The sequence below is a fragment of the Micromonospora sp. NPDC049201 genome, from assembly GCF_055586805.1.
Genome location: NZ_JBVJHM010000006.1, coordinates 346032 through 370464, shown reverse-complemented (window position 1 = coordinate 370464; position 24433 = coordinate 346032). Strand labels below are relative to the sequence as shown.

Below are 24433 nucleotides of genomic sequence, written 5' to 3'. Positions count from 1 at the left end.
GCCGATCGTCGTGCCGCCACACCCTACAACGGACTGTCGTCTGTGGACCTTGTCCGGCGGGAACGCTCCCGGTGGGATCTGCTCGCGGCGACGGACGTCAAGTGGCGGAAGCGGTCGCTCCCCGCACCGGCCGGTCGATCCGGGCCGCCGAACGGCCTTGACCATCCGGCGCAGTGATGACCATCGTTGAGATCGACTGCCAGAATGACCGGCGTGTCATTGCGCGGTCACTCTGCGACCATGATCGATGTCACGGGGGAGGGCCGGGCGAACCGGTTCATGCTGGTCCTGCTGGCGCTGCATCGGATCACCTGTCTGGCTCCGGCGGTCGTCACCTGCGCCTACGGCGCGTACCGCAGCGCCTGGGCCAACCTCGGCCTGCTGGTCGCGGCGACGACCTGGAACGTGGTGCTGTTCGGGGTGGCCCGGCGGCGGGGCTGGTTCCCGACGGCGCTGGTGCACCTGGACGTCCTGCTGGCCGGCGCGGTGCTGGTGGCGGTCACCGCGAACCTGACGACCGACGTCGGGGCCCCGAACTGGGGCAACCTGCTGGTGCAGGCGAGCGGTTCGCTGGTGGGGGCGGCGCTGGCCCGGCCCTGGGCCGTCGCGGGCGACCTGCTGGTGCTGGTGCTCATCCAGTCGCTGGTGATCGTCGCCGTCGGCCCGGGCCCGGGCCCCTCGGTACCGGCGCTCGTCCACGCGGTCAACGGCGTGGCCTGCTTCGCGCTGGTCGCCGGCTTCGCCGTGCGCTACCTGCGGCGTACCGGACGCAACCTGGACCGGACCAACGCGCAACGGTTGGCGGCCGAGGCCGACGCCGCCGCCGACCACGCCCGCTTCGTCACCCGGCTCGCCCACCACCGGACGCTGCACGACACCGTGCTGACCACGCTGACGTTGATCGCCCGCGGGGTGGCCGACCCGGGCCGGCCCGAGGTACGCCGGCGCTGCGCCCGGGACGCGGAGGTGGTCCGCGGACTGCTCGGCGACGGCTCCGACGTGGAGTTCGGCACGCTCGGCGAGGCGCTGCGGGACGTGGTGAGCGAGGCGTCCCTGCTCGGCCTGCGGGTCCGGTACCAGGGGGCGACCGTGCCCGCGGACGTCCCGCCCCAGGTCGTGGCCGCGTTACGCGCGGCGGCGCGGGAGGCGCTGAACAACGTGGTCAAGCACGCCGGCGTGGAGCACGCCTGGCTGACCGTGACCGTGGAGGGCCGACTGCTGCGGGTGACGGTGGTCGACCGTGGGCGCGGCTTCCGTCCGGAGGAGGCTCCCCCGGGTTTCGGCTTCCGGCACTCGATCGTCGACCGGGTGGCCGAGGTGGGCGGTCGGGCCCGGGTCTCCAGTGAGCCGGGGGCCGGGACGTGCGTGGAGCTGACGTGGGCGGGCTGATCCGGGTGGCGGCCGTCGACGACGACCGGATGCTGCTGGAGGGCCTGGGCGCCTGGCTGGCGGGCGTCGGCGACCTGCGACTGGTCCGCACGGCGGCCACGGTGGAGGGCCTGCTGCGGACGTTGACCGAGCCGATCGACGTGGTCCTGCTGGATCTGGTGCTGCGTGACGGCAGTGACGCGGCGGAGAACGTGCGGCGGCTGGTGACGTCCGGCCGCCGGGTGCTGGTGCTCAGTGTCTGGGCCCGCCCCGACCAGGTGGTGGCGACGTTCGCCGCCGGGTGCAGCGGGTACGTGACGAAGGACCACGACCTGGGGGCCCTGGCCACCGCGGTCCGGGACGTGGCGGCGGGGCGGCCCGCGTTCTCGTCGGAACTGGCGTTCGCCTGCCTGGGCGACGCCCGGCCGACCCGTCCCCGGCTGTCCCCCCGCGAGCGCGGGGTGCTGCTCGCGTACGCCTCCGGCATGACCCTCACGGCCACCGCCCGGCACCTGGGCATCAAGCCGGAGACCGCCCGCACCTACCTGGACCGGGTCAAGGCCAAGTACCACGATCTCGGTCGGCCCAGCCGCACGAAGCTCGACCTCGCCGACCGGGTCCGTGAGGACCGTCTCCAGGCCGGCTGAGCCGGCGTCCACCGCGGCACGAACCGACTGCCGCGACGGCGGTGTCCCCCGGCCGGGGGACAGCCGGCCGCACGGTTCGCCCCCCGAACATCCGGCATGACGAGATCGACACACGTCGCTAACTTGAGATCGCACAGCGTCGCCACAGCGTCACCCGGAGAACCGGGGAGACCGGTCCCGTGGACGCTGACACTCCCCCCACCGGTCGTCCGAGGAAAGGCCACCGCATGCCCCACCTGATCGGTATCGACGAGGCGGAACAGCTCGGCACGAAGCAGGTGCACCAGCTGTACCGCGACCATGTCAGTCGCAGCCAGGTCTCCCTGATGACGACGTTCGGCTTCGGCCGGGAACTGGTGGACCACGCCGAGGGGGTGTGGATCCATCTCCGGGACGGCCGCCGGGTGCTGGACTTCTCCGGCGGCGTCGGCGTGCTGAACCACGGGCACAACCATCCGCGGATCCTGGCCGCCCGGCGGCGCTTCGCCGAGGCCCGGCGGATGGAGGTGCACAAGGCGTTCTTCTCGCCGTACACGGCGGCGCTGAGCCACAACATGGCCGCCCTGCTCCCCGGCGACCTCTCCGTCTCGTACTTCCCGAACTCGGGCGCGGAGGCGAACGAGGGCGCGGTGAAGATGGCCTACAAGTACCACGGCGGACGGCGCAACACGGTGCTGCGCGCCGACATCAGCTTCCACGGCAAGACCCTCGGCGCGGGCAGTCTCACCGGCTCGTCGGAGAACGCGTTCCGCTTCCCCGGCCTGCCCGGCATCGTCGTCTACCCGTACGGCGACCTGGCCGCCGTCCGCGCGGCCGTCGACGCGGCACGCGCCCCGGACGGCGGCTGCGACGTGTACGCCATCCTGGTCGAACCGTTCAGCGCCTCCACGATGCGCCGGTGGAGCGACGACGACCTGCTGGCCCTGCAACGGCTCTGCCGTGAGCGGGACATCATCATGATCTTCGACGAGGTCTACACCGGGTGGGGCAAGACCGGCAGTCTCTTCAACTTCATGCGGTGCGAGGGGCTGCTGCCGGACATCCTCACCTACTCCAAGTCGCTCGGTGGCGGCAAGGCCTCCATCGCCGGCTACACGGCCCGCGAGCCGGTGTTCCGCCGCGCCTACGACCGGCTGACCGACGTCATCCTGCACAGCACCACCTACTACGGCTTCGGCGAGGAGACCGCCACCGCCCTGGAGGCCGTCGCGGTGGTGGTGGACGACGACTACCCCGCCCGGGCCCGGATGCTGGCGGCCGTGCTGCAACCCGGCCTCGACCGGATCGCCAAGGCGTACCCCGAGGTGGTCGGCCGGGTCGACGGCGCCGGCGCGCTGTGGGGCGTCTTCCTCGGCGGTGGTCCCGGCCTGCTCGACCTGGCCGGCCGGCTGATGCCCGGCTTCACCCACGACCCGCAGTTCCGCACCAAGCTCATCACCCTGTCGGTGATCGCGCACCTGTTCCGCGAGCACGGGATCATGACCTACTACAGCCCCAACGCCGACAACCCGCTGATGGTCGCGCCGAGCCTGGTGGCCAGCCCCGAGGACGTGGAACATTTCCTCACCGCCCTGGACGCGACGCTGTCCCGGGGGCTGCCCCGGCTGCTGACCGCCTTCGTCCGGGAGCGGGTGACGTCGCGATGGTGACCAGCGGCCACGTCGTGGTGACCGGGGCCAGCGGGATGCTCGGCTCGCACCTGGTCCGCCGGCTGCTCGCCGAGGGACACCGGGTGCACGGGGTTGACCTGCTGCCCGCCGCGCACACCCATCCGGAGCTGGCCCACAGCCAGGGCGACGTCCGCGACGCCGCGCTGCTGGCGCGGGTGTTCGCCGACGCGTCCGCCGTGGTGCACTGCGCTGCCGCGCTGCCCAGCTACCCGGCCGAGATGATCCGGTCGATCATCGTGGACGGCACGCACGCGGTGCTCGGCGCCGCCCGCCGGGTGCAGGTCCCCCGGGTCGTGCACATCTCCTCCACCGCCGTCTACGGCCTGCCCCGGCTGGTGCCCACACCCGAGGAGCACCCGCGGGAGCCGGTCGACCCGTACACCCGGGCGAAGGTCGAGGCGGAACTACTCGTGGAACGGTTCCGCGCGGACGGGCTCTGCGTGCCGGTGCTGCGACCCAAGACGTTCCTCGGGCCGGGCCGGATGGGCCTGTTCGCGATGCTCTTCGAATGGGCCGAGGAGGGCCGGAACTTCCCGGTGCTCGGTCGCGGCGACGTGCGGGTGCAGATGTTCGCCGTCGAGGACCTCGTCGACGCCGTACTGACCGTGCTGGCCGCCCCGGAAGACGTCGCCGGGGACACGTACAACCTGGGCGCGGCCGAGTTCGGCACGCTGCGCGAGGACTTCCAGGCGGTGCTCGACGCCGCCGGGCACGGCCGGCGGGTGGTCGGGCTGCCGGCCGCGCCGACGCTCGCGGCGCTGCGGGCGTTGGAGCGCATCGGCCTCTCCCCGGTGTACGGGCGGCTGCTGTACAAGCTGCGCGCCGACTCCTACGTGAGCATCGACAAGGCCCGCGACCGGCTCGGCTTCACGCCCCGCCTCGCCAACCGGGACGCGATCCTCGCCACCTACCGGTGGTGGCGGGCGAACCGGGGCGCGTCGGCGACCGGGGCCGGCCGGACCAGCCGGGAACCCTGGCGACAGGGTGCCCTCTCCCTCGCGAAGATCTTCTTCTAGGGCGCCGGCCGATGCCTCTCCTCGACTCCGCTCCCGCCGCCGTACCGGCCGTGGAGCCGCCCGCCACCCGCCGCCACCGACTTGTCGTCGACCTGGTCCGCCTGGTCCGACCCGGCCACTGGGTGAAGAGCCTGCTGGTCGTCCCGCTCCCCCTGCTGGACCCGCTGTCCTGGCACCTGGCCGGGCTGACCCGGCTGGGCTGGTCCGTCGTCGCGTTCGTGCTCGCCGCCTCGGCCGTGTACGTGGGCAACGACGTGGTCGACCGGCACCGGGACGGACTCCACCCGGTGAAGCGGCACCGGCCGGTGGCGTCCGGCCGGGTGCCGGTGCCGCTGGCGTACGCCTGCGCGGTCGTGCTCCTGCTCGGCCTCGCGCTGCTGCTGGCCGCCGGCCCGGTCGGACCGGCCTGGCCGGTGCTGACCTACCTCGTGCTCAACGTCTGGTACAGCCGGGGCCTGAAGCACGTTCCGCTGGTCGAGGCCGGTGTGGTCGCCACCGGGTTCGTGCTGCGCGCCGTGCAGGGCTACCTGGCCGTCGGCGCGGACGTGTCGGCCTGGTTGCTGGTCACCGTGTTCGCCGGCTGCCTGCTGCTGATCGTCGGCAAGCGCCGTCAGGAACTGCTGGACGCGGGGGTGGCCCACCGACCCGCCCTGCGCGGCTGGTCGGTGGAGCTGGCCGGGCACCTGCTCCAGCTCAACGGGCTCCTGGCGGTCACCGCCGGGCTTGTCTGGCTGGGCACCGAAGCGCCGTTCGGCCGGTACGGGGACGCCGCGATGCTGCTGTCCACCCCGTTCGTCCTCTACCTGATGTCGCGGTACCTGCAACTGGCGCTGGTCCGGCGGGCCGGCGGCGACCCGGTCCGGCTGCTGTCACGGGACCGGGCGGTGCTCGCCGCCACCGTGCTCTGGGCGGCCTGCCTGGGCGCGCTCTACGCCGCCATCCGGTTCCCGGCGCTCGTCGCCGCCCTGTCCTGAACCCGCGCCCCGCCCTCGCCCGCGCCCCGCCCTTCGCCCGCGCCCTCGTCAAGGAGAGCCATGACCGCGCACACCCCGACGGTCTCCGTCGTCGTCCCCAACTACAACCACGCCGACTCGCTGCCGCTGACGCTGCCGGCGCTCCTGGCCCAGACCCATCCCGCCACCGAGATCATTTTCGTGGACGACCGGAGCACCGACGACTCGGTGGCGGTGGCCGAGTCGCTCGGCGTGCCGGTGGTCCACACGCCGCACAACGGCGGCCCCGCCCTGGCCCGCAACATCGGCGCCGCCCGGGCCCGCGGCGACGTCCTGCTCTTCGTCGACTCCGACGTGGAACTGCCGCCGGACACGGTGACCCGGGCGGTGCGGCTGCTCGCCGCCGACCCGCGGGCCGGCGCGATCTGCGGCATCCTCGACGAGGACCCGCTGGTCCGGGACAGCCTCGTGCAGGAGTGCCGGTGCCTCCAGGCGCACTGGTGGCGGATCAGCTCGCTGGGCGACGTCAGCTTCCTGTTCACCGCCATCTGCGCCATGCCGGCCCGGGTGTTCGCCGAGATCGGCCCGTTCCACGAGGGGCTGCGCCAGACCGAGGAGGTCGAGTACGGCGAGCGGCTCACCGGCCGGTACCCGATCCGGCTCACCGACGCGCTGCACGGCCGGCACCGCGACGACGACCGGCTCGGACCGATGCTGCGCAAGGTGTTCCACCGCAGCCGGCTGCGGATGCCGCTGTACGCGTACCGGCGTCGTGCCGCGCAGGGCTTCGAGACCGCGTCGCGGATGTGGGCCGCCGTCAGCGCGCTGCTCGGCACGCTCGCGCTGCCGTTGCCGCTGCTGGCCGGGGCGCTCGGGGCGCTGCCTTCCCTGGCCGCCCTCCTGCTCTTCCTGGCGTGCGACGCCGGCATGTACCGGTTCGTCGCCCGCCGGCGCGGACCGGCGTTGCTCGTCGCGTTCGTCGGGGTGCAGTGGTTGATCAACCTGGCGATCGCCGCCGGGGCCGCCGCCGGCGCGGCGCAGTGGCTCTGCTCCCGCTCCTTCCGGCACCTCTACGAGGGCGGCCCACGCCCCACCGCGCAGGTGCCCGCATGAGCGAACGCACCGAGCGCAGCGAGGGCCGTGAGCGCATGCCCGACCGGCACAGCATGAGTCTTCTTATCCAAGCCGCCGGTCCGGTGCCGGCAGCGGGCCGGCCCCGGCGATGGTGTGCGGCCACCCGGCTGCTCTGGGCGGCGGCGCTCGGCTGGGCGGTGTTCGCCGGCCTGCACCGCGCGTTGAGCGGGCGCTGGTGGTTCTGGCTGCTGCCGGACCTGCTGCCGCCGGCGGCGTACCTGCTGGTGCCGGTGGCGCTGGCGGCGGCCGTGCCGGTGGCCCGGGCGCTGCGCCGGCCGCTGCCCGCCCGGGCGGCGGCGGTGGTGCTGGCGGCGGCGGTCACCGCGCTGGCGATCGGCCTGCCCGACGCCGGCCTCAACCGGTACGCGTGGGCGTCCCGCCCCGCCCCGCCGTCGGGCGCGCTGACGGTGCTGGCCTGGAACACCGGCTACTGGGACCAGCACGACGACCCGGAGGCGTTCCTGCGGTTCCTGGTCGACCGGCGGGCCGACGTCTACCTGTTGCAGGAGCACCTCTACTGGGACGACGCGGCCGGGCTGGCCGGCGCCCGGCCCGCCCCCGACCCGGAGCGGCTGCGTCGGGCGTTCCCCGGCTACACCGTCGTCGCCCGTGGCGAGCTGCTCACCCTGTCCCGGTTCCCGGTGGTGGCCCGGCCGGCGGTCGGTCCCGACGCGGGCCTCGTGGCCGACCCGGGCGCCGACTTCGGGCGGGTCTTCGCCGCCGCCAAGGTGCTCCGCGCCGACCTGTTGGTGGACGGCCGGGTGCTGTCCACGTACAACGTGCACCTGCCGGTGCAGGTGAACCTCGCGCCGAGGCGGTTCCTGGGCTACGTGCGGGAACGCGACCGGGCCCGGCGGGCGCAACTCGCCGGGCTGCGGGCCGATCTCGCCGCCAACCCCGGGCCGGTGCTGGTCGCCGGCGACTTCAACACCACGGCCGCGATGGGCGACCTGCGCCCGTTGCGGGACCGGCTGCGCGACGCCGCGGACGCCAACGCCGACGTGTACCCGGCGAGCTGGCCCGCCGGTCGGCTGCCGGCGGCCTGGCGGCTGGACTGGACGCTGACCTCCCGGACGGTACGCGTGCACCGGTACACGCTCGACGATCCGCGCGGGTTGTCCGACCACCGCGCCCAGACCGCCGTGGTGACGCTCGGGGAGGGGTCGTGAGCCGTACGCCGACCGTCTCGGTCGTGATTCCGGTCTGGAACGCCGCGAAGACGCTGCGCCACTGCCTTGACGCGGTGGCGGCGCAGACCCACCCGCCGGTGGAGGTGCTCGTCGTCGACGACGGCAGCACCGACGGGTCGGCGGCGGTGGCCGCCGCGGCCGGTGTCCGGGTGCTGGTGCAGCCGGTCAACGGTGGGGTCTCCGCGGCCCGCAACGCCGGGGTGGCGGCCAGCCGCGGTGAGGTGGTCTTCTTCGTCGACTCCGACGTCGCGCTGGCCCCGGACGCGATCGCCAACGCGCTGGCGGTGCTCGCCGCCGACCCGGGCTGCGGCTGCGTCTACGGCGTCTACGCCCCGGAGCCGCTGATCGACGACGGGCCGGTCGAGCGGTACCGGGTGCTGCACCTGCACTCCGCGCTGACCCGGGCGGTCGGCCCGGTCGACACCGCCGTCTTCGCGCTCGCCGCGGTGCCCCGCGCCGTGCTGCGCGACCTCGGTCCGTTCGACGAGAACCTGCGCAGCGCCGAGGACGACGAGTACAGCGAGCGGCTGCTGACCAGGTACCGGATCCGGCTCACCGACACCGTGGTCGGTCGGCACGACGAGGCGGACCGGCTGCTGCCGCTGCTGGCCGAGCAGTACCGGCGGGCCCAACTGCTCCGCTGGTCGCTGCGCAACCGCTACCGCCGGCGCGGTCTGGCGCTGAACCGCAGCCTCGGCGTGCTGGCCGCCGGGCTGGCCGTGCTCACCCTGCCGGCGGCGCTGCTCGGCCCGTACGGAGTGGGTGTGCCGGCGCTCTGCCTGGCGGTCTTCGCCGCCGCCGACCCGCCGCTGGTGGGGGCGCTGCGCCGGGGCGGCGGGGCGTTCCTGGTCCGCGCCCTCGGCATCCACCTGCTGGTGAACGTCGCGCTGATCACCGGTGCCGCGGTCGGCCTGGTCCGGTCCCTGGTGGACCCGTCGTTCGGCCCGTCGTCGCGTGCCGCCCTCCGTCCCCTCGACTCGAAAGGTTGGTGAGGTGGTGGCCGTCTCCGCGCCCCTCGTCTCGGTCATCGTGCCCAACTACAACTACGCCCGCACGCTGCGGCTCTGCCTGGCGGCGCTGCGCCGGCAGACCCACCGGCCGGTGGAGGTGATCGTGGTCGACGACGGCAGCACCGACGACTCGGTGGCGGTCGCCGAGTCCTTCCCCGAGGTGCGGGTGCTGCGTACACCGGTCAACAGCGGGCCCTCGGTGGCGCGCAACCTCGGCGCGGAGGCCGCCACCGGGGAGGTGCTGATGTTCGTCGACTCGGACGTGGCGCTGGCCCCGGACGCGGTGGCCGTCGCGGTGGCGATCCTGCGCGACGAGCCCGGCGTCGGCGCGGTCTGCGGCAACTACGACACCGTCCCGTTGATCGACGGCACCTTCACCAAGGACTACCGCAACCTGTACCGGCACTGGTACTTCCGCGTCGCCGAGGGCAGCATCACCGGTTTCCTGTCGACCGCGATCCTGGCCGTGCCGACCAGGGTCTGGGCGCAGGTGGGCCCGTTCAACCCCCGGCTGACCCAGAGCGAGGGCGCGGACGTCAGCGAACGGCTCACCGACCGGTACGAGGTGCGGATGACCAGCCGGGTCATCGGCCGGCACGACGACGACGCGACGCTGCGGATCGCGCTGGGCAAGGTGTTCACCCGGACCCGCGTGCACATCCCGTTCTTCCTGCACCGACGCCGGGTGGTGGGGGTGGTGACCTCCGCCGAGTCCGGCACCGGACTGGCGTCCTGGCTGGCCGCCGCCACCACGCCGCTGCCGCTGCTGGCCGGTCCGGGGTGGGCCGTGGTGCCGTTGCTGCTGCTGGCGCTCTGGCTGCTCAGCGACGCCCGGATGTACCGCTACGTGCGCGCCGTCCGGGGCCTGGGCTACACGCTGCGCTTCGCCGGCCTGCACCTGCTGGTCAGCCTCACCATCGGGGTGGGCGTGGCGGTGGGGCTGGTGCAGTGGCTGCTGTCCCGCCGCTTCCGCCGCCTCTACGAGCAGCCGGCGGTGGTCGCGTGACCGCCGTGCGGACGCCAGCGCGCACCGAACCGGCGGCCGGCCGGGCGGGTCGGGTCGGCCGGCGACCCGGTTCGCGCGCCAGCGTGGTGCTCACCGCCCTGGGCGCGGCGTGGCTGCTCCTGGTGGTGGCGCACCGGCTGCTCAGCGGCCGGTGGTGGCTGTGGCTGGCGCCGGAGCTGATCCCGCCGCTGGCGTTCGTCGCCGTACCGCTGCTGCTGCTCGGGGCGGTGCCGCTGGCCGGCCGGTTCCGGGCCCGGCTGGCGCTGCTCGCGGTGGCCGGGCTGCTGCTCGGCGCGGACCTGGCCGGGCTGAACCCGGCCGTGTGGCGCACCCCGCCGCCGGCGCCGGCGGACGCGCTGCGCCTGGTCTCCTGGAACACGACGGTGTGGAACGCCACCGACGACCACGACGCGTTCTACGCCTCGCTGACCGCCCGGCACGCCGACGTCTACCTCCTCCAGGAGTACAAGCCCGACGACGACCCGGCCCGCCGCGACGCCGACCTGGCCCGACTGCGCCGGGAGTTCCCCGGCTACCAGGTGGTGCTGCGCGGGGAGTTGGTCACCGTGACCCGGTTCCCGGTCGTCGCGACGACCGCGTTGCCGGCCGACCCGCCGCCCGGCGCGGACTGGCGCACCGACTACTGGGAGGTCAAGTCGCTCCGCACCGACCTGCGGGTGGCCGGCCGCACGGTGTCGGTCTACAACACCCACATCCTGGTGCCGCTGGACCTGAGCAGCCCGCTGCGCGAGCTGTTCTACGACCGCCGGCACGAGTTCTTCCAGCGGCGGGAGACGCAGTACCGGGCGCTCGCCGCCGACCTGGACCGCAACCCGAACCCGGTGCTGGTCGCCGGCGACCTCAACACCAGCCCGGCCATGGGCGACCTGGGCCGGCTCCGCGACCGGCTCACCGACGCGGCCCGGGCCAGCGGGTCGGCGTACCCGACGTCGTGGACGATCGCCGGCCGGCGCTGGTGGCGGCTGGACTGGACGTTCGTCTCCCCCGGATGGACCGTGCACCGGTACCGGCTGCGCGACGCGCGGGGCATGTCCGACCACCGGGTGCAGGACGTCGTGCTCTCCCTCGGCGGGTCCCGGTGAGCCGGGCGCGGGTGTGGGCCGCGCTGCGCGTGGTCGGATACGCCGCCGTACTGGCCTTCCTCGGCTGGCAGGTGTGGCGGGTACGGCACGGGATGGCGGACAGCCTGCGGACGGTCGGCTGGGGCGCGGCGCTGACCGCCGGGGTCCTCGCCGCGGTCGGCGGCGTGCCCGGCTTCGTCGGCTGGCGGGTCCTGCTGGCCGGGCTGGGCACGAGACTGTCGCTGCGCGACGCCACCCGGGTCTACTTCCTCGCCGGGCTGACCCGCTACCTGCCGGGCGGGGTGTGGCCGACGGTGGCGCACGCCGCGATGGCCCGGCCGCTGCGTCAGCCACCGGCCCGGCTCGCCGCCGCGTTCCTCGCCAGCCAGGGACTCGCGGCGGTGTCCGGGGTGCTCGTCGGCGTCCTCGCGCTGCCCTGGCTGGTCGGGCAGAGCCGGTGGTGGTGGCTGCTGCTGCCGGCCTGCGTGGCCGCCGCCGCGCCGGTGCTCGCCCCGGGCCTGCTGGGCCGGCTGCTGGCCGCCGCCGCGCGGCTGCTGCGCCGGGGCGACACCGGGCCGCTGCTGCCCGGCCGCCCGACGCTGCTGGGCGCCACCGGGCTGATGGTGCTCGGCTGGCTGATCAGCGGCCTGCACATCACCGTGCTGGCGGTCGCCCTCGGCGCAGCGCCGGGCCCGGCGCTGCCGCTGGGCGTCGGCGGTTTCGCCCTCTCCGTGGTCGCCGGGCTCTGCGCCGTGGTCCTGCCGACCGGGCTCGGCGTACGCGAGGTCGCACTCGCGCTCACCGTCGCCACCCTGGTCGGCGGCCCCGACCTGGTCACTCTCGTCGCGCTGAGCCGGGTGCTGCTGACCGTCGGCGACATCGGCTCGACGGTCGTCGTGCTGGCCCTGCTGGCCGTCACCGGCCGTCGGTCGGGCGGTCCGCCGCAGGCCGCCACCCCGTCCCGTCCCGCCCCTGCCGACCGTCTCGAAGGAGTCTCCTCATGACCACCACCGACCTGCCGTCCGCCGCGTCCCCCGCCACCGGCGGCGGGCTGCGCGGCGGCGTCCGCCGGCTGCGCAGCGCCGTGCGTACCGCCTCCGGTGTGGAGGTGCTCTCCGCCCTGCCGTTCCTCGCCGGCCCGCTGGCGCGGCTGGAGCGGCGCCCCCTGCTGCACGGGCTGGTGCTCTCCGCGTTCGGGCTGCGCCGGCCGATCTTCGTGGACTTCCCGGTGAGTCCGGAGCCGCGCTTCGGCTACGGCCGACCCGACCACCCGGGCATCACCGAACTGCTCGACCGGCGGCGGGACGCGTACGCCGACACGCTCCGGCGGTTCCTCGGTCACGCCGACCGGCTCGCCGCCGTCCCGCTGCACGGCGACCTCGACTCGGGCGAGCCGTACTGGCGCAACGGCTGGCTGCCGCCGCTGGACGCGCTGGCGCTCTACGGTTTCCTGGTCGAGCACGAACCGGCGCGGTACGTCGAGATCGGCTCCGGCAACTCGACGAAGTTCGCCCGCCGGGCGGTCCGCGACCACGGTCTGCGTACCCGGATCACCTCTATCGACCCGGCGCCCCGGGCCAGCGTCGACGTGCTCTGCGACGACGTGGTCCGCGCGCCGCTGGAGCGCGCCGACCTGAGCCTCTTCGACGAGTTGGACGCCGGTGACGTGGTCTTCTTCGACGGGTCGCACCGCAGCTTCATGGGCTCGGACGTGACGGTCTTCTTCTTCGAGGTGCTGCCCCGGCTGCGGCCCGGCGTGCTGGTGCAGGTGCACGACATCATGCTGCCCCGCGACTACCCGCCGCAGTGGCGCCACCGGCACTACAACGAGCAGTATCTGCTGGCCGCGTTCCTGCTGGCCGCGCCGGAGCGCTGGGAGATCGAGCTGCCCAACGCGTTCGTGGCCGGCGACCCGGAACTGCGCGAGGTCGCGGCCCCGCTGTGGCGGCGTCTCGGGCTGACCGAGCACTTCCTGCCCGCGTCGTTCTGGCTGCGCCCGCGGGCGCAAGAAGCGGCCCGCGCCACGGGCTGACCGGCTGACCGGCCGGGGAAAGCGAGGTCACCGGCCGGTCACTCCTCCGGCGAACCGGGACTGACCAGTCCCGTCTCGTAGGCGACCACCACCGCCTGGACCCGGTCGCGCAGACCGAGCTTCGCGAGGATCCGGGCGACGTGGGTCTTCACGGTCGCCTCGGACAGGTGCAGCGCGTCCGCGAGTTCGGCGTTGCTCAGGCCGCTGGCCAGCAGGCGCAGGACCTCCGTCTCGCGCGGCGTCAACGTGGCCAGGTCGCGGTGCACCGCCGCCGTCCGGGGATCGGGGCGGGCGAAGCGCCGCACCAGGCGGCGGGTGATGGTGGGCGCCAGCAACGCGTCACCGTCCTGGACCATGCGTACGGCCGCGACCAGGTGCTCCGGCGTCACGTCCTTGAGCAGGAATCCGCTGGCGCCGGCCGCGAGCGCGGCGTAGACGTACTGGTCCAGGTCGAAGGTGGTGAGGATGATGATCCGCGGCGCGGCGGCGGTCCCGGCGAGGATGCGGCGGGTGGCCTCCAGACCGTCGACGTCGGGCATGCGCACGTCCATGAGCACCACGTCGGGCCGGGTCCGCCGGACCGCGTCGACCGCCTCCGCGCCGGTCGCGGCCTCGGCCACCACGTCCACCCCGCCGGCGGTGAGGATCATGCGGAACCCGGTACGCACCAGCGCTTGGTCGTCGGCGACCACCACCCGTACCGTCATGTGGCCTCCCACGGGATCCGGGCCTCGACGTGGTAGCCGGCGCCGGGCCGGGCTCCGGCGTGCAGCGTTCCGCCGTAGACGGCGAGCCGCTCCCGCAGCCCGATCAGGCCACGCCCACCCGTCCCGGCGGTCGCGGCCGGGGTAGCGGGCTCGGTGTTGCCGACCTCGATCCGCAGGGTGTCCGACGAGTACTCGACGATCACCGTGCCGCTGGCGCCGGGCGCGTGCCGGACCATGTTGGTCAACGCCTCCTGCACCACGCGGTAGGCCGTCAACCCGATGCCGGAGGTGACCGCCCGGCGCTCGCCGGAAATGGTCAGTCGCACCGGCACTCCGGCGTCACGAATGCGGTCGACCAACTCGGGCAGCCCTTCGATGCCGGGCTGGGGGTCCTCGGGGTCGTCCGGTTCGGGTTGGGCCAGCAGACCCATCACGTGTCGCAGCTCGGTCAGCGCGGACCGGCCGGTCGACTCGACGGCGAGCAGCGCCTCCCGGGCCTGGTCCGGTGCGCCGGCGAGTACCGTCCGGGCCGCGCCGGCCTGGATGACCATCACGCTCACGTGGTGCGTCACGACGTCGTGCAGTTCCCGGGCGATCCGGGCCCGCTCCCCGGCGACCGCGTCGCGCAACGCCTCCTCGTGGGCGCGGGCCTCGGCGACGAGCCGTCGCCGGTCGTCGCCCGAGCGGCGTCGCCACACGTGGTGACCGCCGGCGGCGGCTACCAGCGGCGCCAGCAGGACGAACGGCAGACGGTCCGCGGGCACCGGAAGGAGCGTCAGCTCGCGCAGGCCCACGACCAGCAGTACGGCCACCGGGACCGACGCCAGCGCCGGCAGCCGGTACGGGCTGTGCGCTGCCGCGCTGTAGGCGGCGACGAGGCAGGTCAGCGCCACGCACGGGAACAGGTTCGCCCGTTGTGCGCCGTCCGTCAGCAGCACCAGTGACGCGGCGGCTGTCGTCGCCCAGAACACCGCGAGCGGATACCGGCGGCGCAGCACCAGCGGCGCACACATGACGAAGACCAGCAGGAGCGCCCCGAGCGTCGACTCGGGCCGCGCCGCCGGCACCTCCGGCGGGACCCCCAGCGGTGGCAGCGGCGGCGGCAACGGCGGCGGCACGTCGGCATCGGCGGTCGCGGCCTGGAAGCACACGAGCCCGAGCGCCGCTGCCAGCGCGCCGTCGAGCAGCAGCGCCCGCCAGCCCGGCCTCGGCAGCGGTCCCGTCGCCACGATGCCTCTCACACGCGACATTCTCGCCGCCGTACGCCGTTTCCGGCATCAGCCACGGTATGCAGGGCGGCTACATCGCAGGGATGACGCCGGGCGAAGATCCGCCCCCGACGGTACGACCGATGCGTCCCCGGACCGATGCCCGGGCCGCGGACCCGCCCCTAACGTCACCGCCGTCCGGACAACCGGCCTGACCAGAGGGGCGACACATGACCGAACCGGTGATCCAACTGTGCGGGGTGACCCGCCGCTACGGCGAGGGCCCGCCGGCGTTGCGGGACGTGTCGTTGACCGTCCGGCCCGGCGAGTCCGTGGCCGTGCTCGGACCATCGGGCAGCGGGAAGTCCACGCTGCTCAACCTGCTCGCCGGCCTGGACCGGCCGAACGCGGGCACGGTGACCGTCGCCGGGACGCGCCTGGAGGGCCTCGGCGAGGCCGCCTCGGCCCGCTTCCGGCGGGCCCACGTGGGCCTGGTCTTCCAGTTCTTCAACCTGCTCGACGACCTGACCGTGCTGGACAACGTGCTACTGCCCGCCCAATTGTCCGGCGCCCCGGCCCGCGCGTCGCGTGCGCACGCGGCCCGGCTGCTGGACTCGCTCGGCCTCACCCGGCACGCGCACGCGTACCCGGGGCGGCTCTCCGGCGGCGAGCGTCAGCGCGTCGCCGTCGCCCGCGCCCTGATCAACCGCCCCGCGCTCCTGCTGGCCGACGAGCCGACCGGCGCGCTGGACACCGCCTCCGGCGAGGACGTGCGGCACCTGCTCGACGAGCTGCACCACAGCGGCCAGACGATCGTGCTCGTCACCCATGACCTGCGGCTGGCGGAGGCGTGCGCGAGCCGCACGATCCGCCTGCGCGACGGCCGGGTCGAGGGGGACGGGTGAACGGCCTCGGCCGGGTCGTCCGGTCCGGCCTCCGGCGTCGCCGGGTGCAGACCGTCGTCATCGGACTGGTGACGGCCGCCGCCGTCACCGCGACGGTGCTCGGCGCCGGGCTGCTGGTGGCGTCGAAGACGCCCTTCGACGACGCGTTCGCGGCCCAGCGCGGGGCCCACCTGACCGTGCGGGTGGATTCCGGTGCGGTGACGGAGGCTCAGCTCACCGCGTCGGCCTCGGCGCCGGGCGTGGTCGCCGCCGCGGGCCCGTACCGGGTGCTGGCGGTCGCCTTCACGGATCGCGACGGGATGCGGCTGCCGCCGCTGGGCGTCGTCGCCCGCGCCGATCCGGGCGGCCCCGTCGACCGGGTCGAGCTGGCCGACGGACGGTGGCCGGCCCGTCCGGACGAGATCGTGCTGGGCGGCCACGCCGTCCGCATTCCGCCCGGCGCCCGCCTGACCGCACCCGACGGCGCCGTCTTCACCGTGGTCGGCACCGCCCGGTCGGTCAGCGACACCGCCGCCGCCTGGGTGCTGCCGTCCGCCGTGGGCGCGCTCGACGGGCCGGCGGTGGGCGGGTACCAGATGCTCTACCGGTTCGCGGACGCGCGTACCGCGACGAAGGTCGCGGCCGGCCGCGACGCCGTGGTCGCGACGTTGCCGCCCGGTGCGGTCGCCGGCACCCGGTCCTGGCTGGACGTACGACAGCGCGCCGTGGAGGACGCGGCCGTGTTCGTGCCGTTCCTCGTCGCGTTCGCGCTGCTCGGCATCGCGATGGCGATGCTGGTGGTCGGCACGGTGGTCGCCGGGACGGTCGGCGCCGCCACCCGCCGCATCGGCATCCTCAAGGCGCTCGGCTGCACGCCCGCCGGCATCGTCCGCGCCTACGTCGCCCAGGCGCTGGTGCCGGCCGCCGCCGGTGCCGTCGCCGGAACCGTCACGGGGAACCTGATCGCGCTGCCGGTGCTGGCCGAGACCGAGCAGCTCTACGGCTCGGCGAACGCCACGATCGCCTGGTGGGTGACGGTGCTGGCCGCCGGCGGGGTGCTGACGGTGGTGGCGGTGACCGCGTGGACAGCCGCGCTGCGGGCCGGCCGGCTCCGCACCGTGGACGCCATCGCGGTCGGCCGGGCGTCCGGCCCCGCCCGAGGTCGGTGGGCGGCGCGGGTGGCGGCGCGGCTGCCGGTGGCCCGGCCGGTGGGGCTCGGTCTGGCCCGTCCGTTCACCCGACCGGTACGCACGCTCGCGATCCTGCTGGCGGTCGCGACGGGCACGGCGGCGGTGACGTTCGCGACCGGGCTCGGCGCGTCGCTGCTGCGCATCCAGACCGCCCTCGATCAGAACGTCGCGGACGTCACCCTGGGCGGTGACCCCGCCGCCGGACCCGGCACCCCGCTCGCCGCCGACCCCGCGACGGTGCTGGCGGCCATCGACGCGCAGCCCGGCACCCGGGCCCGGTACGGGCTCGCCCAGGCGCCGGGCACCGTCGTGGGCGTCTCCGATCCGGTCTCCGTCACCGCGATCACCGGCGACGCGACGTGGGACGGCTTCGAGATGGTGTCCGGACGCTGGTTCACGGCGCCCGGCGAGGCCGTCGCCGGCGGTCCGCTGCTGACCGCGACGGGAGCCCGGATCGGCGACACCGTCACCGTCCACGTCGGGGGCACGCCGGTACGCCTGCGCATCGTCGGCGAGGTCTTCGAGTCCGGTACGGCGGTGTTCACCAGCACCGCCACGGTCGCCGACCAGAAACCGGCCGAATACCGGGTCGCCCTCACCCACGGCACCGACGCCGGTGACTACGCGCGGACGCTGACCGGCGCCCTCGCCGCCCGGGGCCTGACCGCGCAGCCGACCGGCCTGGACACCGACCCGCTCCTCGTGGTCGTGGAGGGGCTGACCGCCACGCTGACCCTACTGCTCCTCGCGGTGGCCGCGCTCGGTGTGCTCAACATGCTCGTCCTCGATCTGCGCGACCGGGTCCACGATCTCGGCGTGCACAAGGCGCTCGGCATGACGCCGGGCCAGACGATCGCGATGGTGGTCGCGTCCGTCGCCGGGGTCGGGCTGCTCGGCGGGCTGCTCGGCGTACCCGCGGGCGTGGCGGTGCAACGGCTCGTCGTCCCCACCATGGCCGCCAACGGCGGACTGCACCTGCCGCAGCCGCTGCTCGACGTGTACGGACCGGTCACCCTGGCGGCGTTGGCGCTGGGCGGACCGGTGACGGCGCTGCTCGGAGCGCTGCTGCCGGCCGGGTGGGCGGCCCGGGCCCGGACCGCGACCGCCCTGCGCACCGAATAGCGGGAGTTCCACCCCCGGTCGCGCTGACACCGCGTCCGGGGGGCGGGAGGATGGGGGCATGGGTTCCCCGGATCACCGCTACCTGCTCGACAACGCCCGGGCCGAGGCGGGTGAGCGGTTCACCTGGCTGGCCGAGCTGTTCGACGGGGTCACGCGTGGGCACTTCGACCGGCTCGGGGTGGGGCCGGGCTGGCGCTGCTGGGAGGTCGGCGCCGGCGGCCCCAGCATTCCCGAGGCGCTGGCCACGGCCGTCGGGCCGACCGGTCACGTGCTGGCCACCGACCTCGATCCGAGCTGGTTGGACCCGCACGGCCGGTACGAGGTGCGCCGGCACGACGTCGTCGCGGACCCGCCGCCGCAGCCCGGCACGTTCGACCTGGTGCACGCGCGGCTCGTGCTCGTTCACCTGCCCGACCGGGCCCGGGCGTTGGCGACGATGACGGCGGCGCTGCGGCCCGGCGGATGGCTGGTGGTGGAGGACGCCGACACCGAGTTGCAGCCACTGGCCTGCCTCGACGAGGTCGGCCCGGCGCAGCGGCGCGCCAACCGGCTGCGCCGGGCCGTCCGGGAGTTGCTGACCCGCCGCGGCGCCGATCTGCGCTACGGCCGTACGCTGCCGCGGGCGTTGCGGGCGGCGGGCCTGGTCGAGGTCGCGGCGGCCGGTTGCTTCCCGGTCGGCGGGGTGCCCTGCGACCGGCTGGAGGCCGCGACGGTGCGCATGGTCCGTGGCGAGCTGCTCGCCGCGGGGCTGGCCGACGACGTCGAGATCGACGCCCACCTGGCCGCCGTCGAGGCCGGCGAACTCGACCTCACCCTCGCGCCGCTGATCTCGGCGTGGGGACGCCGTCCCGGCTGAGCGGTCGGCCGCACGCCGCTGGCCGGCGAGGACGAGGGCGAGGACGTCCGCGTCGGCCGGCGAACGCCGAGAAACCTCTGCGGCTCGGGCCGCGACGCCCCCGCCGCCCGATCTGGGTCGACCTCGGGCATCTGCATACTCTCGCCGCCGCGGCGCAGTGGACCCGCCACTGGGCGTACGGGCCTTGGGCGTCACCACCACCGGCTACGTCATGGTCACCCGCGACTCACGGCGCGCGAGTCCCGACAGTCGGGCATCATATTGACACTTATCGCTGCCGCTGTGACAGTGACCGCATCCCGTTCCCGCCCGCGCGCATCTGGATGACCCAGGTCGGTCGAGGCGCGAGCGGCCAACCGCCACCGGCCACCACAGGCAGTGCCGTGGCGACATCCGCGGGAGTACGCATGAGACGGACATCGAAGATCTGGGCGGGGCTTGCGGCCGTCGTCCTTCCCGTCACCGCGGTGGTCATGGTGCTCGGCGGGACACCGGCCGACGCCGCGGTGGGTGGTTCCGGCCCCTATCCCGCCGACTACGAGACCTCGACCACCCTGGCCAACCACACCATCTTCCGGCCCCAGACGCTCCCGTCCGAACGCCTTCCCATCCTCGTGTGGGGCAACGGCGGCTGTTCGGCCAACGGCCTCTCCCAGGGCAACTTCCTCCGCGAGATCGCCTCCCACGGCTTCCTCGCCATCGCCAGCGGGGCGCCGAACGGGTCCGGCTCCACCACCTCCCAGATGCTCACCCAGTCCATCGACTGGGCCGTCGCGGAGAACTCCCGATCGGGCGGCAAGTACTACAACCGGCTCGATACGTCGAAGATCGCGGTCGCCGGTTTCTCCTGTGGCGGGCTGGAGGCGTACGCCGTCTCCGCCGACCCGCGGGTCACCACGACCGGCATCTTCAGCAGCGGTCTGTTGAACGATGCCGATGACTACCAGCTCAGGCGGTTGACCAAGCCGATCGCCTACTTCGTCGGCGGGCCCAGCGACATCGCCTACCCGAATGCCATGGACGACTGGGGCAAGCTGCCGGCCGGGCTGCCCGCGTTCATGGGCAATCTCAACGTTGGGCACGGCGGCACCTACGACCAGCCCAACGGCGGCGAGTTCGGCCGGGTGGCCGTGCTCTACCTCAAGTGGCGCCTCAAGGGTGACACCACCGCCGGGCGCAACTTCGTCGGCGCCGACTGCGGCCTGTGCCACAGCCAGTGGACCGTCCAGCAGAAGAACCTGACGCTCGACGACGGCCCGCCGCCCACCAGCCCGCCCCCCACCACTCCCCCGCCCACCACTCCCCCGCCCGGCGGTGGGACCCCCGTCTGCACCGCGGTCCACTCCGTCCAGGACCAGTGGAACGGCGGATTCGTCGCCAGCGTCAACGTCACCGCCGGTGGCACCGCCCTCACCGGCTGGCGGGTGACGCTCACCCTGGCCGGCGGAGCATCGATCACCTCGCTGTGGAACGGCGTCGCCAACGGCACCAGCGGGACGGTCACCGTCGCGAACCAGAGCTACAACGGACAACTGGCCGCCGGCCAGTCCACCAGCTTCGGGTTCCAGGGCAGCGGAACCGGCGGGGGAGCCACCGCCACGTGCGTCGGAAGCTGACGCCCGACGCCGACGACGTCGAGATCGACGCCCACCTGGCCGCCGTCGAGGCCGGCGAACTCGACCTCACCCTCGCGCCGCTGATCTCGGCACGGGGACGCCGCCCGGCTGAGCGGTCGGCGGGGGCCTCGCCGGCCGGCGCGCGCCGCGAGGCCCTTGCCCTTCGCCGGGAGCAGCCTTAGGTTGCATTGATGATCCTCAGTGGAGAGCCGCGCTCCAGCCCGGCGCGGAATGCCGGCCGCGGCGAGCCGGGGCCCGAGGATCTCGACGGCATCGCCTACCTGCGAGGGCTCTCCAGGCGGGGGTTCCTCACCGGCGCCGCGCTGGCCGCGTCCGGGGTGTCGGCCGCCTTCGCGCTGCTGCCCGGCGTCGCCCGGGCCGCGGGCAGCTATCAGCGGCCCTGCGGGAACGTCCGGATCTCCAGTTCCTGGCAGGACCACCGGAACCGGACGCCGCCCTCGGCCGAGCCGGGCACCGACTACGCGGTGGCCACCGGCACCCCGGTCGTGGCCGCGGCGAACGGCACGATCCGTCTCGTGAAGACCGACACCTCCACCGGGACCGGACGCGTCGTGGGGATGGCCCACGACGACGGCAACTACACCCGACACCTGCACCTGTCGAGGATCGCCGTCTCCACCGGGCAACGCGTGTCGCGGGGCCAGACGATCGCCTACTCCGGCGCGTCGGCGAACGGCAGCGACCAGGGTGTCGGGCCGCACGTGCACACGAGTCTCTGGCTGAACACCGGCAGCCCGACGAATTTCGGCGCCACCACGGATTTCGAGAACCACGTCGGAGACGGCGGCAACCCCAACCCGCCGGACCAGGAGGCAGACGAAGTGTTCATCGCGAATGTGAAAGGCAGCTGGTACCTCGTGGTCCCGCAGGGCTCCGGCAAGCCGCGGGCGGTGGTCCTCGGCGGCGACAGCAACGCCGCCGCGTCCGGCCTGCCCGTGCTGAACTTCACCTGGGACCCGTCGGTCAACGCGCTCCGGGCCGCCGTCGACGGCATCGGCTGACCCACCGGGCGGTCACGCCAACCGGCCCGGGACGGAACGACGCTTCCCGCCGTGCCGTACCGGTCCACGGTGAGGGCGTTGTGGTGACCGTCGATGATGGTGGGGTGACTCGGGTGTTCCGGCGTCGGTTGCGGCGGCGCGTGGTCGTGCTCGCGGTGGTGGCTGTCGGTTGTGCGCTGGTGGCCGTGTCGGCCTGGTGGTTGCCGGCCGGTTGGTGGTCGCCCCGGCCGGGCTGGACGGGCACCGAACAGGCCGGCTGGATCGCCGGGATCGCGGGCGCGGTGTTCGCGCTGGCGTCGTTGGTCTTCGACCGTCTCGACGCCCGTGGGGCACGTGCCGCGGGGTCGGCCCGGGTGGGTGGGGTGGTCCGGATCGGCCGGGTGCCGCAGCAGGCCGCCTGGTTCCAGGACCGCGCGGCCCGCGTCGATCTGATGAGGGCGGCCCGGACCGGGCGGACCGCGGTGTTGACCCAGGTGCTGTCGGGGATGGGTGGTGTCGGCAAGACGCAGTTGGCCGCCCAGTTCGCTCGTCACCTCGACACCAATGGTGAGCTGGACGTGTTGGTCTGGGTCACGGCGTCCAGTCGTGACGCGATCATCGCCGCCTACGCGGAGGCCGCACGTGCTGTCGGTGTGGCGACCGCTGATCTGGAGCCGGAGACGGCGGCGGGGCGGTTGCTGGTGTGGTTGGAGCGCACCGACCGGCGGTGGCTGGTCGTGTTGGACAACCTCGACGCGCCCGGCGACGCCGCCGGTTGGTGGCCGCCGGCCAACCGTGACGGCCGTACCGTGGTCACCACCCGCCGTCGGGATCCGGTCCTGCACACCGACGGTCGCGTCCTGGTGCCGGTCGACCTGTTCACCCCCGCCGAGGCCGTCGACTATCTCACCCGGGCCACCGGCACCACCGGCGACCAACAGGGCGATGTCGAGGCGTTGGCCGCCGAACTCGGCTATCTGCCGCTGGCGGTCGCGCAGGCCGCGGCGTTCATCCGCGATCGTGGCATCGACGCGGCGGCCTACCGGGACCGGCTGGCCGGTCAGCGCCTGGCTGATCTCGCGCCGCCCGACGACGCCCTGCCCGACGACCACCGGGCCACGGTCGCGGCCACCTGGCTGTTGTCCCTGGACGCCGCCGACAACCACCCGCCCCGGGGGTTGGCCCGACCGGTCCTGGACCTGGCCGCGCTGCTCGACCCCAACGGGATTCCGGAGGCGGTCTTCACCACCGACGCGGTCGTCGCGCACCTCGGCGCGGTGACCGGCCAGGACGTGGCAGCACCGATGGTGACCGACGCCATGCGTAACCTGCATCGACTCAACCTCGTCACCCAGGACGCCGCCACCGCCGGCGTGCGCGTGCACGCCCTGGTGCAACGCGCCACCCGCGACCACGGCGACACGGCCCGGCTGGGCGCCGCGGCCCGCGCCGCCGCGGACGGGCTGCTCGCCCTCTGGCCGGACATCGACCGGGACCCCAAGTACGCGCAGACCCTGCGCGCGAACACCGCCACCCTGCGGGCCGGCAGCGGGGACAGCCTGCTGCTCCCCGACCCCCACGGACTGCTGTTCCGCAGCATCCGAAGCCTCGGCGACATGGGCCAGGTCACCGCCGCCGCCACCGCCCTCGAACAGCTCCTCACCGACTGCCTGCGGGTCCTGGGCCCCGACCACGGCGACACCCTGACCACCCGCCACAACCTCGCCTACTGGCGGGGAGAAGCCGGCGACCCCACCGGCGCCGTCGCCGCCTTCGAACAGCTCCTCACCGACTGCCTGCGGGTCCGGGGACCCGACCATCCCCACACCCTGGACATCCGTCACAACCTCGCCTACTGGCGGGGAGAAGCCGGCGACGCCACCGGTGCCGTCGCCGCCTACGAACAGCTCCTCACCGACCAGCTCCGGGTGCGGGGACCCGACCACCCGCACACCCTGGCCACCCGCGGCCACCTCACCCGCTGGCGGGTGGAAGCCGGCGACACCACCGGCGTCGTCGCCGCCTTCGAACAACTCCTCACCGACTATCTGCGGGTGCTGGGGCCCGACCACCCGGACACCCTGGCCACCCGCGGCAATCTCTCCTACTGGAGGGGGAAGTCCGGAGACACCGTCGGCGCCGTCGCCGCCTTCGAGCAACTCCTCACCGACCAGCTCCGGGTGCTGGGACCCGACCACCCCGACACCCTGATCACCCGCAACGACCTCGCCGGGCGGCGGGGAGAGGCCGGCGACGCCCCCGGCGCCGTCACCGCCTACCAGCAGCTCCTCACCGACCAGCTCCGGGTGCTGGGGCCCGACCACCCCGCCACGCTGATCACCCGCCACAACCTCGCCCGGTGGCGGGGAGAAGCCGGCGACCCCGCCGGTGCCGTCACCGCCTACCGGCAGCTCCTCACCGACCGGCTCCGGGTGCTGGGGCCCGACCACCCGCACACCCTGACGACCCGGCACAACCTCGCCCACTGGCGGGGAATGGCGGGCGATCCCACCGGCGCCATCGCGGCGTACGAGCAGCTCCTCACCGACCGGCTCCGGGTCCTGGGAGCGGACCACCCCGACACCGTGAACACCCGCCACAACCTCGCCGGATGGCGGGAGCTAGCCGGCGACTCCACCACCGATGCGTCCCGGGACGACGGACCGTAGGCCCCGCGACCGCCACCGGGCCGGGCCGGGCCGTGCACGTCCCGGCCCCGCCCCGCCCGGTCGAGGGGCGGG

The 24433-nt window shown here is 74.4% G+C and carries 21 protein-coding genes; 19 read left to right on the top strand and 2 right to left on the bottom strand.

The annotated features are described in order from the left end of the window. The first annotated feature begins 240 nt into the window (after positions 1 to 240). The 12 genes from ACZ6O5_RS15840 (at position 241) to ACZ6O5_RS15785 (ending at position 13108) form a co-directional block, all read left to right on the top strand. The gene (locus tag ACZ6O5_RS15840) at positions 241 to 1389 is read left to right on the top strand and encodes a sensor histidine kinase (RefSeq protein ID WP_465977743.1); all 1149 of its coding nucleotides are present in this window, start codon (positions 241 to 243) and stop codon (positions 1387 to 1389) included. After that, a complete protein-coding gene (locus tag ACZ6O5_RS15835) occupies positions 1377 to 2015 on the top strand; it encodes a response regulator transcription factor (protein WP_278104801.1) in 639 nt (212 codons plus the stop codon). Before ACZ6O5_RS15840 ends, ACZ6O5_RS15835 begins: the two co-directional genes overlap by 13 nt. A 326-nt stretch (positions 2016 to 2341) precedes the next feature. After that, a complete protein-coding gene (locus ACZ6O5_RS15830; RefSeq protein WP_465977893.1) occupies positions 2342 to 3664 on the top strand; it encodes an aspartate aminotransferase family protein in 1323 nt (440 codons plus the stop codon). Further along, a complete protein-coding gene (locus ACZ6O5_RS15825; protein WP_465977741.1) occupies positions 3658 to 4701 on the top strand; it encodes an NAD-dependent epimerase/dehydratase family protein in 1044 nt (347 codons plus the stop codon). The genes ACZ6O5_RS15830 and ACZ6O5_RS15825 overlap by 7 nt, the downstream gene beginning before the upstream one ends. A gap of 11 nt (positions 4702 to 4712) precedes the next feature. Beyond that, positions 4713 to 5675 (top strand): UbiA prenyltransferase family protein, encoded by a 963-nt coding sequence (locus ACZ6O5_RS15820; RefSeq protein ID WP_465977739.1) that lies wholly within the window; start codon positions 4713 to 4715, stop codon positions 5673 to 5675. Positions 5676 to 5735: 60 nt separating this feature from the next. Then, a complete protein-coding gene (locus ACZ6O5_RS15815; protein ID WP_465977737.1) occupies positions 5736 to 6767 on the top strand; it encodes a glycosyltransferase family 2 protein in 1032 nt (343 codons plus the stop codon). Continuing rightward, positions 6764 to 7957, top strand: a complete 1194-nt coding sequence (locus ACZ6O5_RS15810; RefSeq protein ID WP_465977735.1) for an endonuclease/exonuclease/phosphatase family protein — start codon at positions 6764 to 6766, stop codon at positions 7955 to 7957. Before ACZ6O5_RS15815 ends, ACZ6O5_RS15810 begins: the two co-directional genes overlap by 4 nt. Next, positions 7954 to 8970: a glycosyltransferase family 2 protein gene (locus tag ACZ6O5_RS15805; protein ID WP_465977733.1), complete on the top strand. Its 1017-nt coding sequence runs from the start codon at positions 7954 to 7956 to the stop codon at positions 8968 to 8970. Before ACZ6O5_RS15810 ends, ACZ6O5_RS15805 begins: the two co-directional genes overlap by 4 nt. A 1-nt stretch (position 8971) precedes the next feature. Further along, positions 8972 to 9994, top strand: coding sequence for a glycosyltransferase (locus tag ACZ6O5_RS15800; protein ID WP_465977731.1), 1023 nt, complete (start codon positions 8972 to 8974; stop codon positions 9992 to 9994). Beyond that, on the top strand, positions 9991 to 11097 hold the full coding sequence (locus ACZ6O5_RS15795; RefSeq protein WP_465977729.1) for an endonuclease/exonuclease/phosphatase family protein: 1107 nt from the start codon (positions 9991 to 9993) through the stop codon (positions 11095 to 11097). Before ACZ6O5_RS15800 ends, ACZ6O5_RS15795 begins: the two co-directional genes overlap by 4 nt. Beyond that, positions 11094 to 12080, top strand: coding sequence for a hypothetical protein (locus tag ACZ6O5_RS15790; RefSeq protein ID WP_425787304.1), 987 nt, complete (start codon positions 11094 to 11096; stop codon positions 12078 to 12080). The genes ACZ6O5_RS15795 and ACZ6O5_RS15790 overlap by 4 nt, the downstream gene beginning before the upstream one ends. Then, a complete protein-coding gene (locus ACZ6O5_RS15785; protein ID WP_465977726.1) occupies positions 12077 to 13108 on the top strand; it encodes a class I SAM-dependent methyltransferase in 1032 nt (343 codons plus the stop codon). The genes ACZ6O5_RS15790 and ACZ6O5_RS15785 overlap by 4 nt, the downstream gene beginning before the upstream one ends. A gap of 38 nt (positions 13109 to 13146) precedes the next feature. Here the strand turns inward: ACZ6O5_RS15785 and ACZ6O5_RS15780 are convergent, their stop codons facing one another. Further along, positions 13147 to 13815, bottom strand: coding sequence for a response regulator (locus ACZ6O5_RS15780; protein ID WP_465977724.1), 669 nt, complete (start codon positions 13813 to 13815; stop codon positions 13147 to 13149). Then, positions 13812 to 15065: a sensor histidine kinase gene (locus ACZ6O5_RS15775; protein ID WP_465977722.1), complete on the bottom strand. Its 1254-nt coding sequence runs from the start codon at positions 15063 to 15065 to the stop codon at positions 13812 to 13814. The genes ACZ6O5_RS15780 and ACZ6O5_RS15775 overlap by 4 nt, the downstream gene beginning before the upstream one ends. Before the next feature lie 188 nt (positions 15066 to 15253). Here ACZ6O5_RS15775 and ACZ6O5_RS15770 point away from each other — a divergent pair, with 188 nt between their 5' ends. The 7 genes from ACZ6O5_RS15770 to ACZ6O5_RS15740 all read left to right on the top strand — a co-directional run bounded on the left by ACZ6O5_RS15770 (position 15254) and on the right by ACZ6O5_RS15740 (position 24361). After that, a complete protein-coding gene (locus ACZ6O5_RS15770; protein WP_465977720.1) occupies positions 15254 to 15928 on the top strand; it encodes an ABC transporter ATP-binding protein in 675 nt (224 codons plus the stop codon). Beyond that, positions 15925 to 18219 carry an FtsX-like permease family protein gene (locus ACZ6O5_RS15765; protein ID WP_465977718.1) on the top strand — a complete coding sequence of 765 codons (2295 nt, stop codon included), beginning with the start codon at positions 15925 to 15927 and terminating at the stop codon, positions 18217 to 18219. Before ACZ6O5_RS15770 ends, ACZ6O5_RS15765 begins: the two co-directional genes overlap by 4 nt. Before the next feature lie 58 nt (positions 18220 to 18277). Next, on the top strand, positions 18278 to 19075 hold the full coding sequence (locus ACZ6O5_RS15760; RefSeq protein ID WP_465977716.1) for a methyltransferase: 798 nt from the start codon (positions 18278 to 18280) through the stop codon (positions 19073 to 19075). 407 nt (positions 19076 to 19482) lie between these two features. After that, on the top strand, positions 19483 to 20691 hold the full coding sequence (locus ACZ6O5_RS15755; RefSeq protein WP_465977714.1) for a cellulose binding domain-containing protein: 1209 nt from the start codon (positions 19483 to 19485) through the stop codon (positions 20689 to 20691). Next, positions 20676 to 20873: a hypothetical protein gene (locus tag ACZ6O5_RS15750; RefSeq protein ID WP_465977712.1), complete on the top strand. Its 198-nt coding sequence runs from the start codon at positions 20676 to 20678 to the stop codon at positions 20871 to 20873. Before ACZ6O5_RS15755 ends, ACZ6O5_RS15750 begins: the two co-directional genes overlap by 16 nt. 9 nt (positions 20874 to 20882) lie before the next feature. After that, complete coding sequence (locus ACZ6O5_RS15745) at positions 20883 to 21713, top strand: M23 family metallopeptidase (protein ID WP_465977710.1); 831 nt, start codon at positions 20883 to 20885, stop codon at positions 21711 to 21713. 104 nt (positions 21714 to 21817) lie between these two features. After that, on the top strand, positions 21818 to 24361 hold the full coding sequence (locus ACZ6O5_RS15740; RefSeq protein WP_465977708.1) for a tetratricopeptide repeat protein: 2544 nt from the start codon (positions 21818 to 21820) through the stop codon (positions 24359 to 24361). Positions 24362 to 24433: the final 72 nt, after the last annotated feature.

What these genes read in the sequence shown, in the direction of transcription:
- ACZ6O5_RS15840 (WP_465977743.1), top strand. Translation starts at nt 241, where the DNA reads ATGATCGATGTCACGGGGGAGGGCCGGGCGAACCGGTTCATGCTGGTC.
- ACZ6O5_RS15830 (WP_465977893.1), top strand. Translation starts at nt 2,342, where the DNA reads ATGACGACGTTCGGCTTCGGCCGGGAACTGGTGGACCACGCCGAGGGG.
- ACZ6O5_RS15780 (WP_465977724.1), bottom strand. Translation starts at nt 13,815, where the DNA reads ATGACGGTACGGGTGGTGGTCGCCGACGACCAAGCGCTGGTGCGTACC.
- ACZ6O5_RS15745 (WP_465977710.1), top strand. Translation starts at nt 20,883, where the DNA reads ATGATCCTCAGTGGAGAGCCGCGCTCCAGCCCGGCGCGGAATGCCGGC.
- ACZ6O5_RS15815 (WP_465977737.1), top strand. Translation starts at nt 5,736, where the DNA reads ATGACCGCGCACACCCCGACGGTCTCCGTCGTCGTCCCCAACTACAAC.
- ACZ6O5_RS15755 (WP_465977714.1), top strand. Translation starts at nt 19,483, where the DNA reads ATGAGACGGACATCGAAGATCTGGGCGGGGCTTGCGGCCGTCGTCCTT.
- ACZ6O5_RS15760 (WP_465977716.1), top strand. Translation starts at nt 18,278, where the DNA reads ATGGGTTCCCCGGATCACCGCTACCTGCTCGACAACGCCCGGGCCGAG.
- ACZ6O5_RS15770 (WP_465977720.1), top strand. Translation starts at nt 15,254, where the DNA reads ATGACCGAACCGGTGATCCAACTGTGCGGGGTGACCCGCCGCTACGGC.
- ACZ6O5_RS15810 (WP_465977735.1), top strand. Translation starts at nt 6,764, where the DNA reads ATGAGCGAACGCACCGAGCGCAGCGAGGGCCGTGAGCGCATGCCCGAC.
- ACZ6O5_RS15775 (WP_465977722.1), bottom strand. Translation starts at nt 15,065, where the DNA reads ATGTCGCGTGTGAGAGGCATCGTGGCGACGGGACCGCTGCCGAGGCCG.
- ACZ6O5_RS15825 (WP_465977741.1), top strand. Translation starts at nt 3,658, where the DNA reads ATGGTGACCAGCGGCCACGTCGTGGTGACCGGGGCCAGCGGGATGCTC.
- ACZ6O5_RS15785 (WP_465977726.1), top strand. Translation starts at nt 12,077, where the DNA reads ATGACCACCACCGACCTGCCGTCCGCCGCGTCCCCCGCCACCGGCGGC.
- ACZ6O5_RS15820 (WP_465977739.1), top strand. Translation starts at nt 4,713, where the DNA reads ATGCCTCTCCTCGACTCCGCTCCCGCCGCCGTACCGGCCGTGGAGCCG.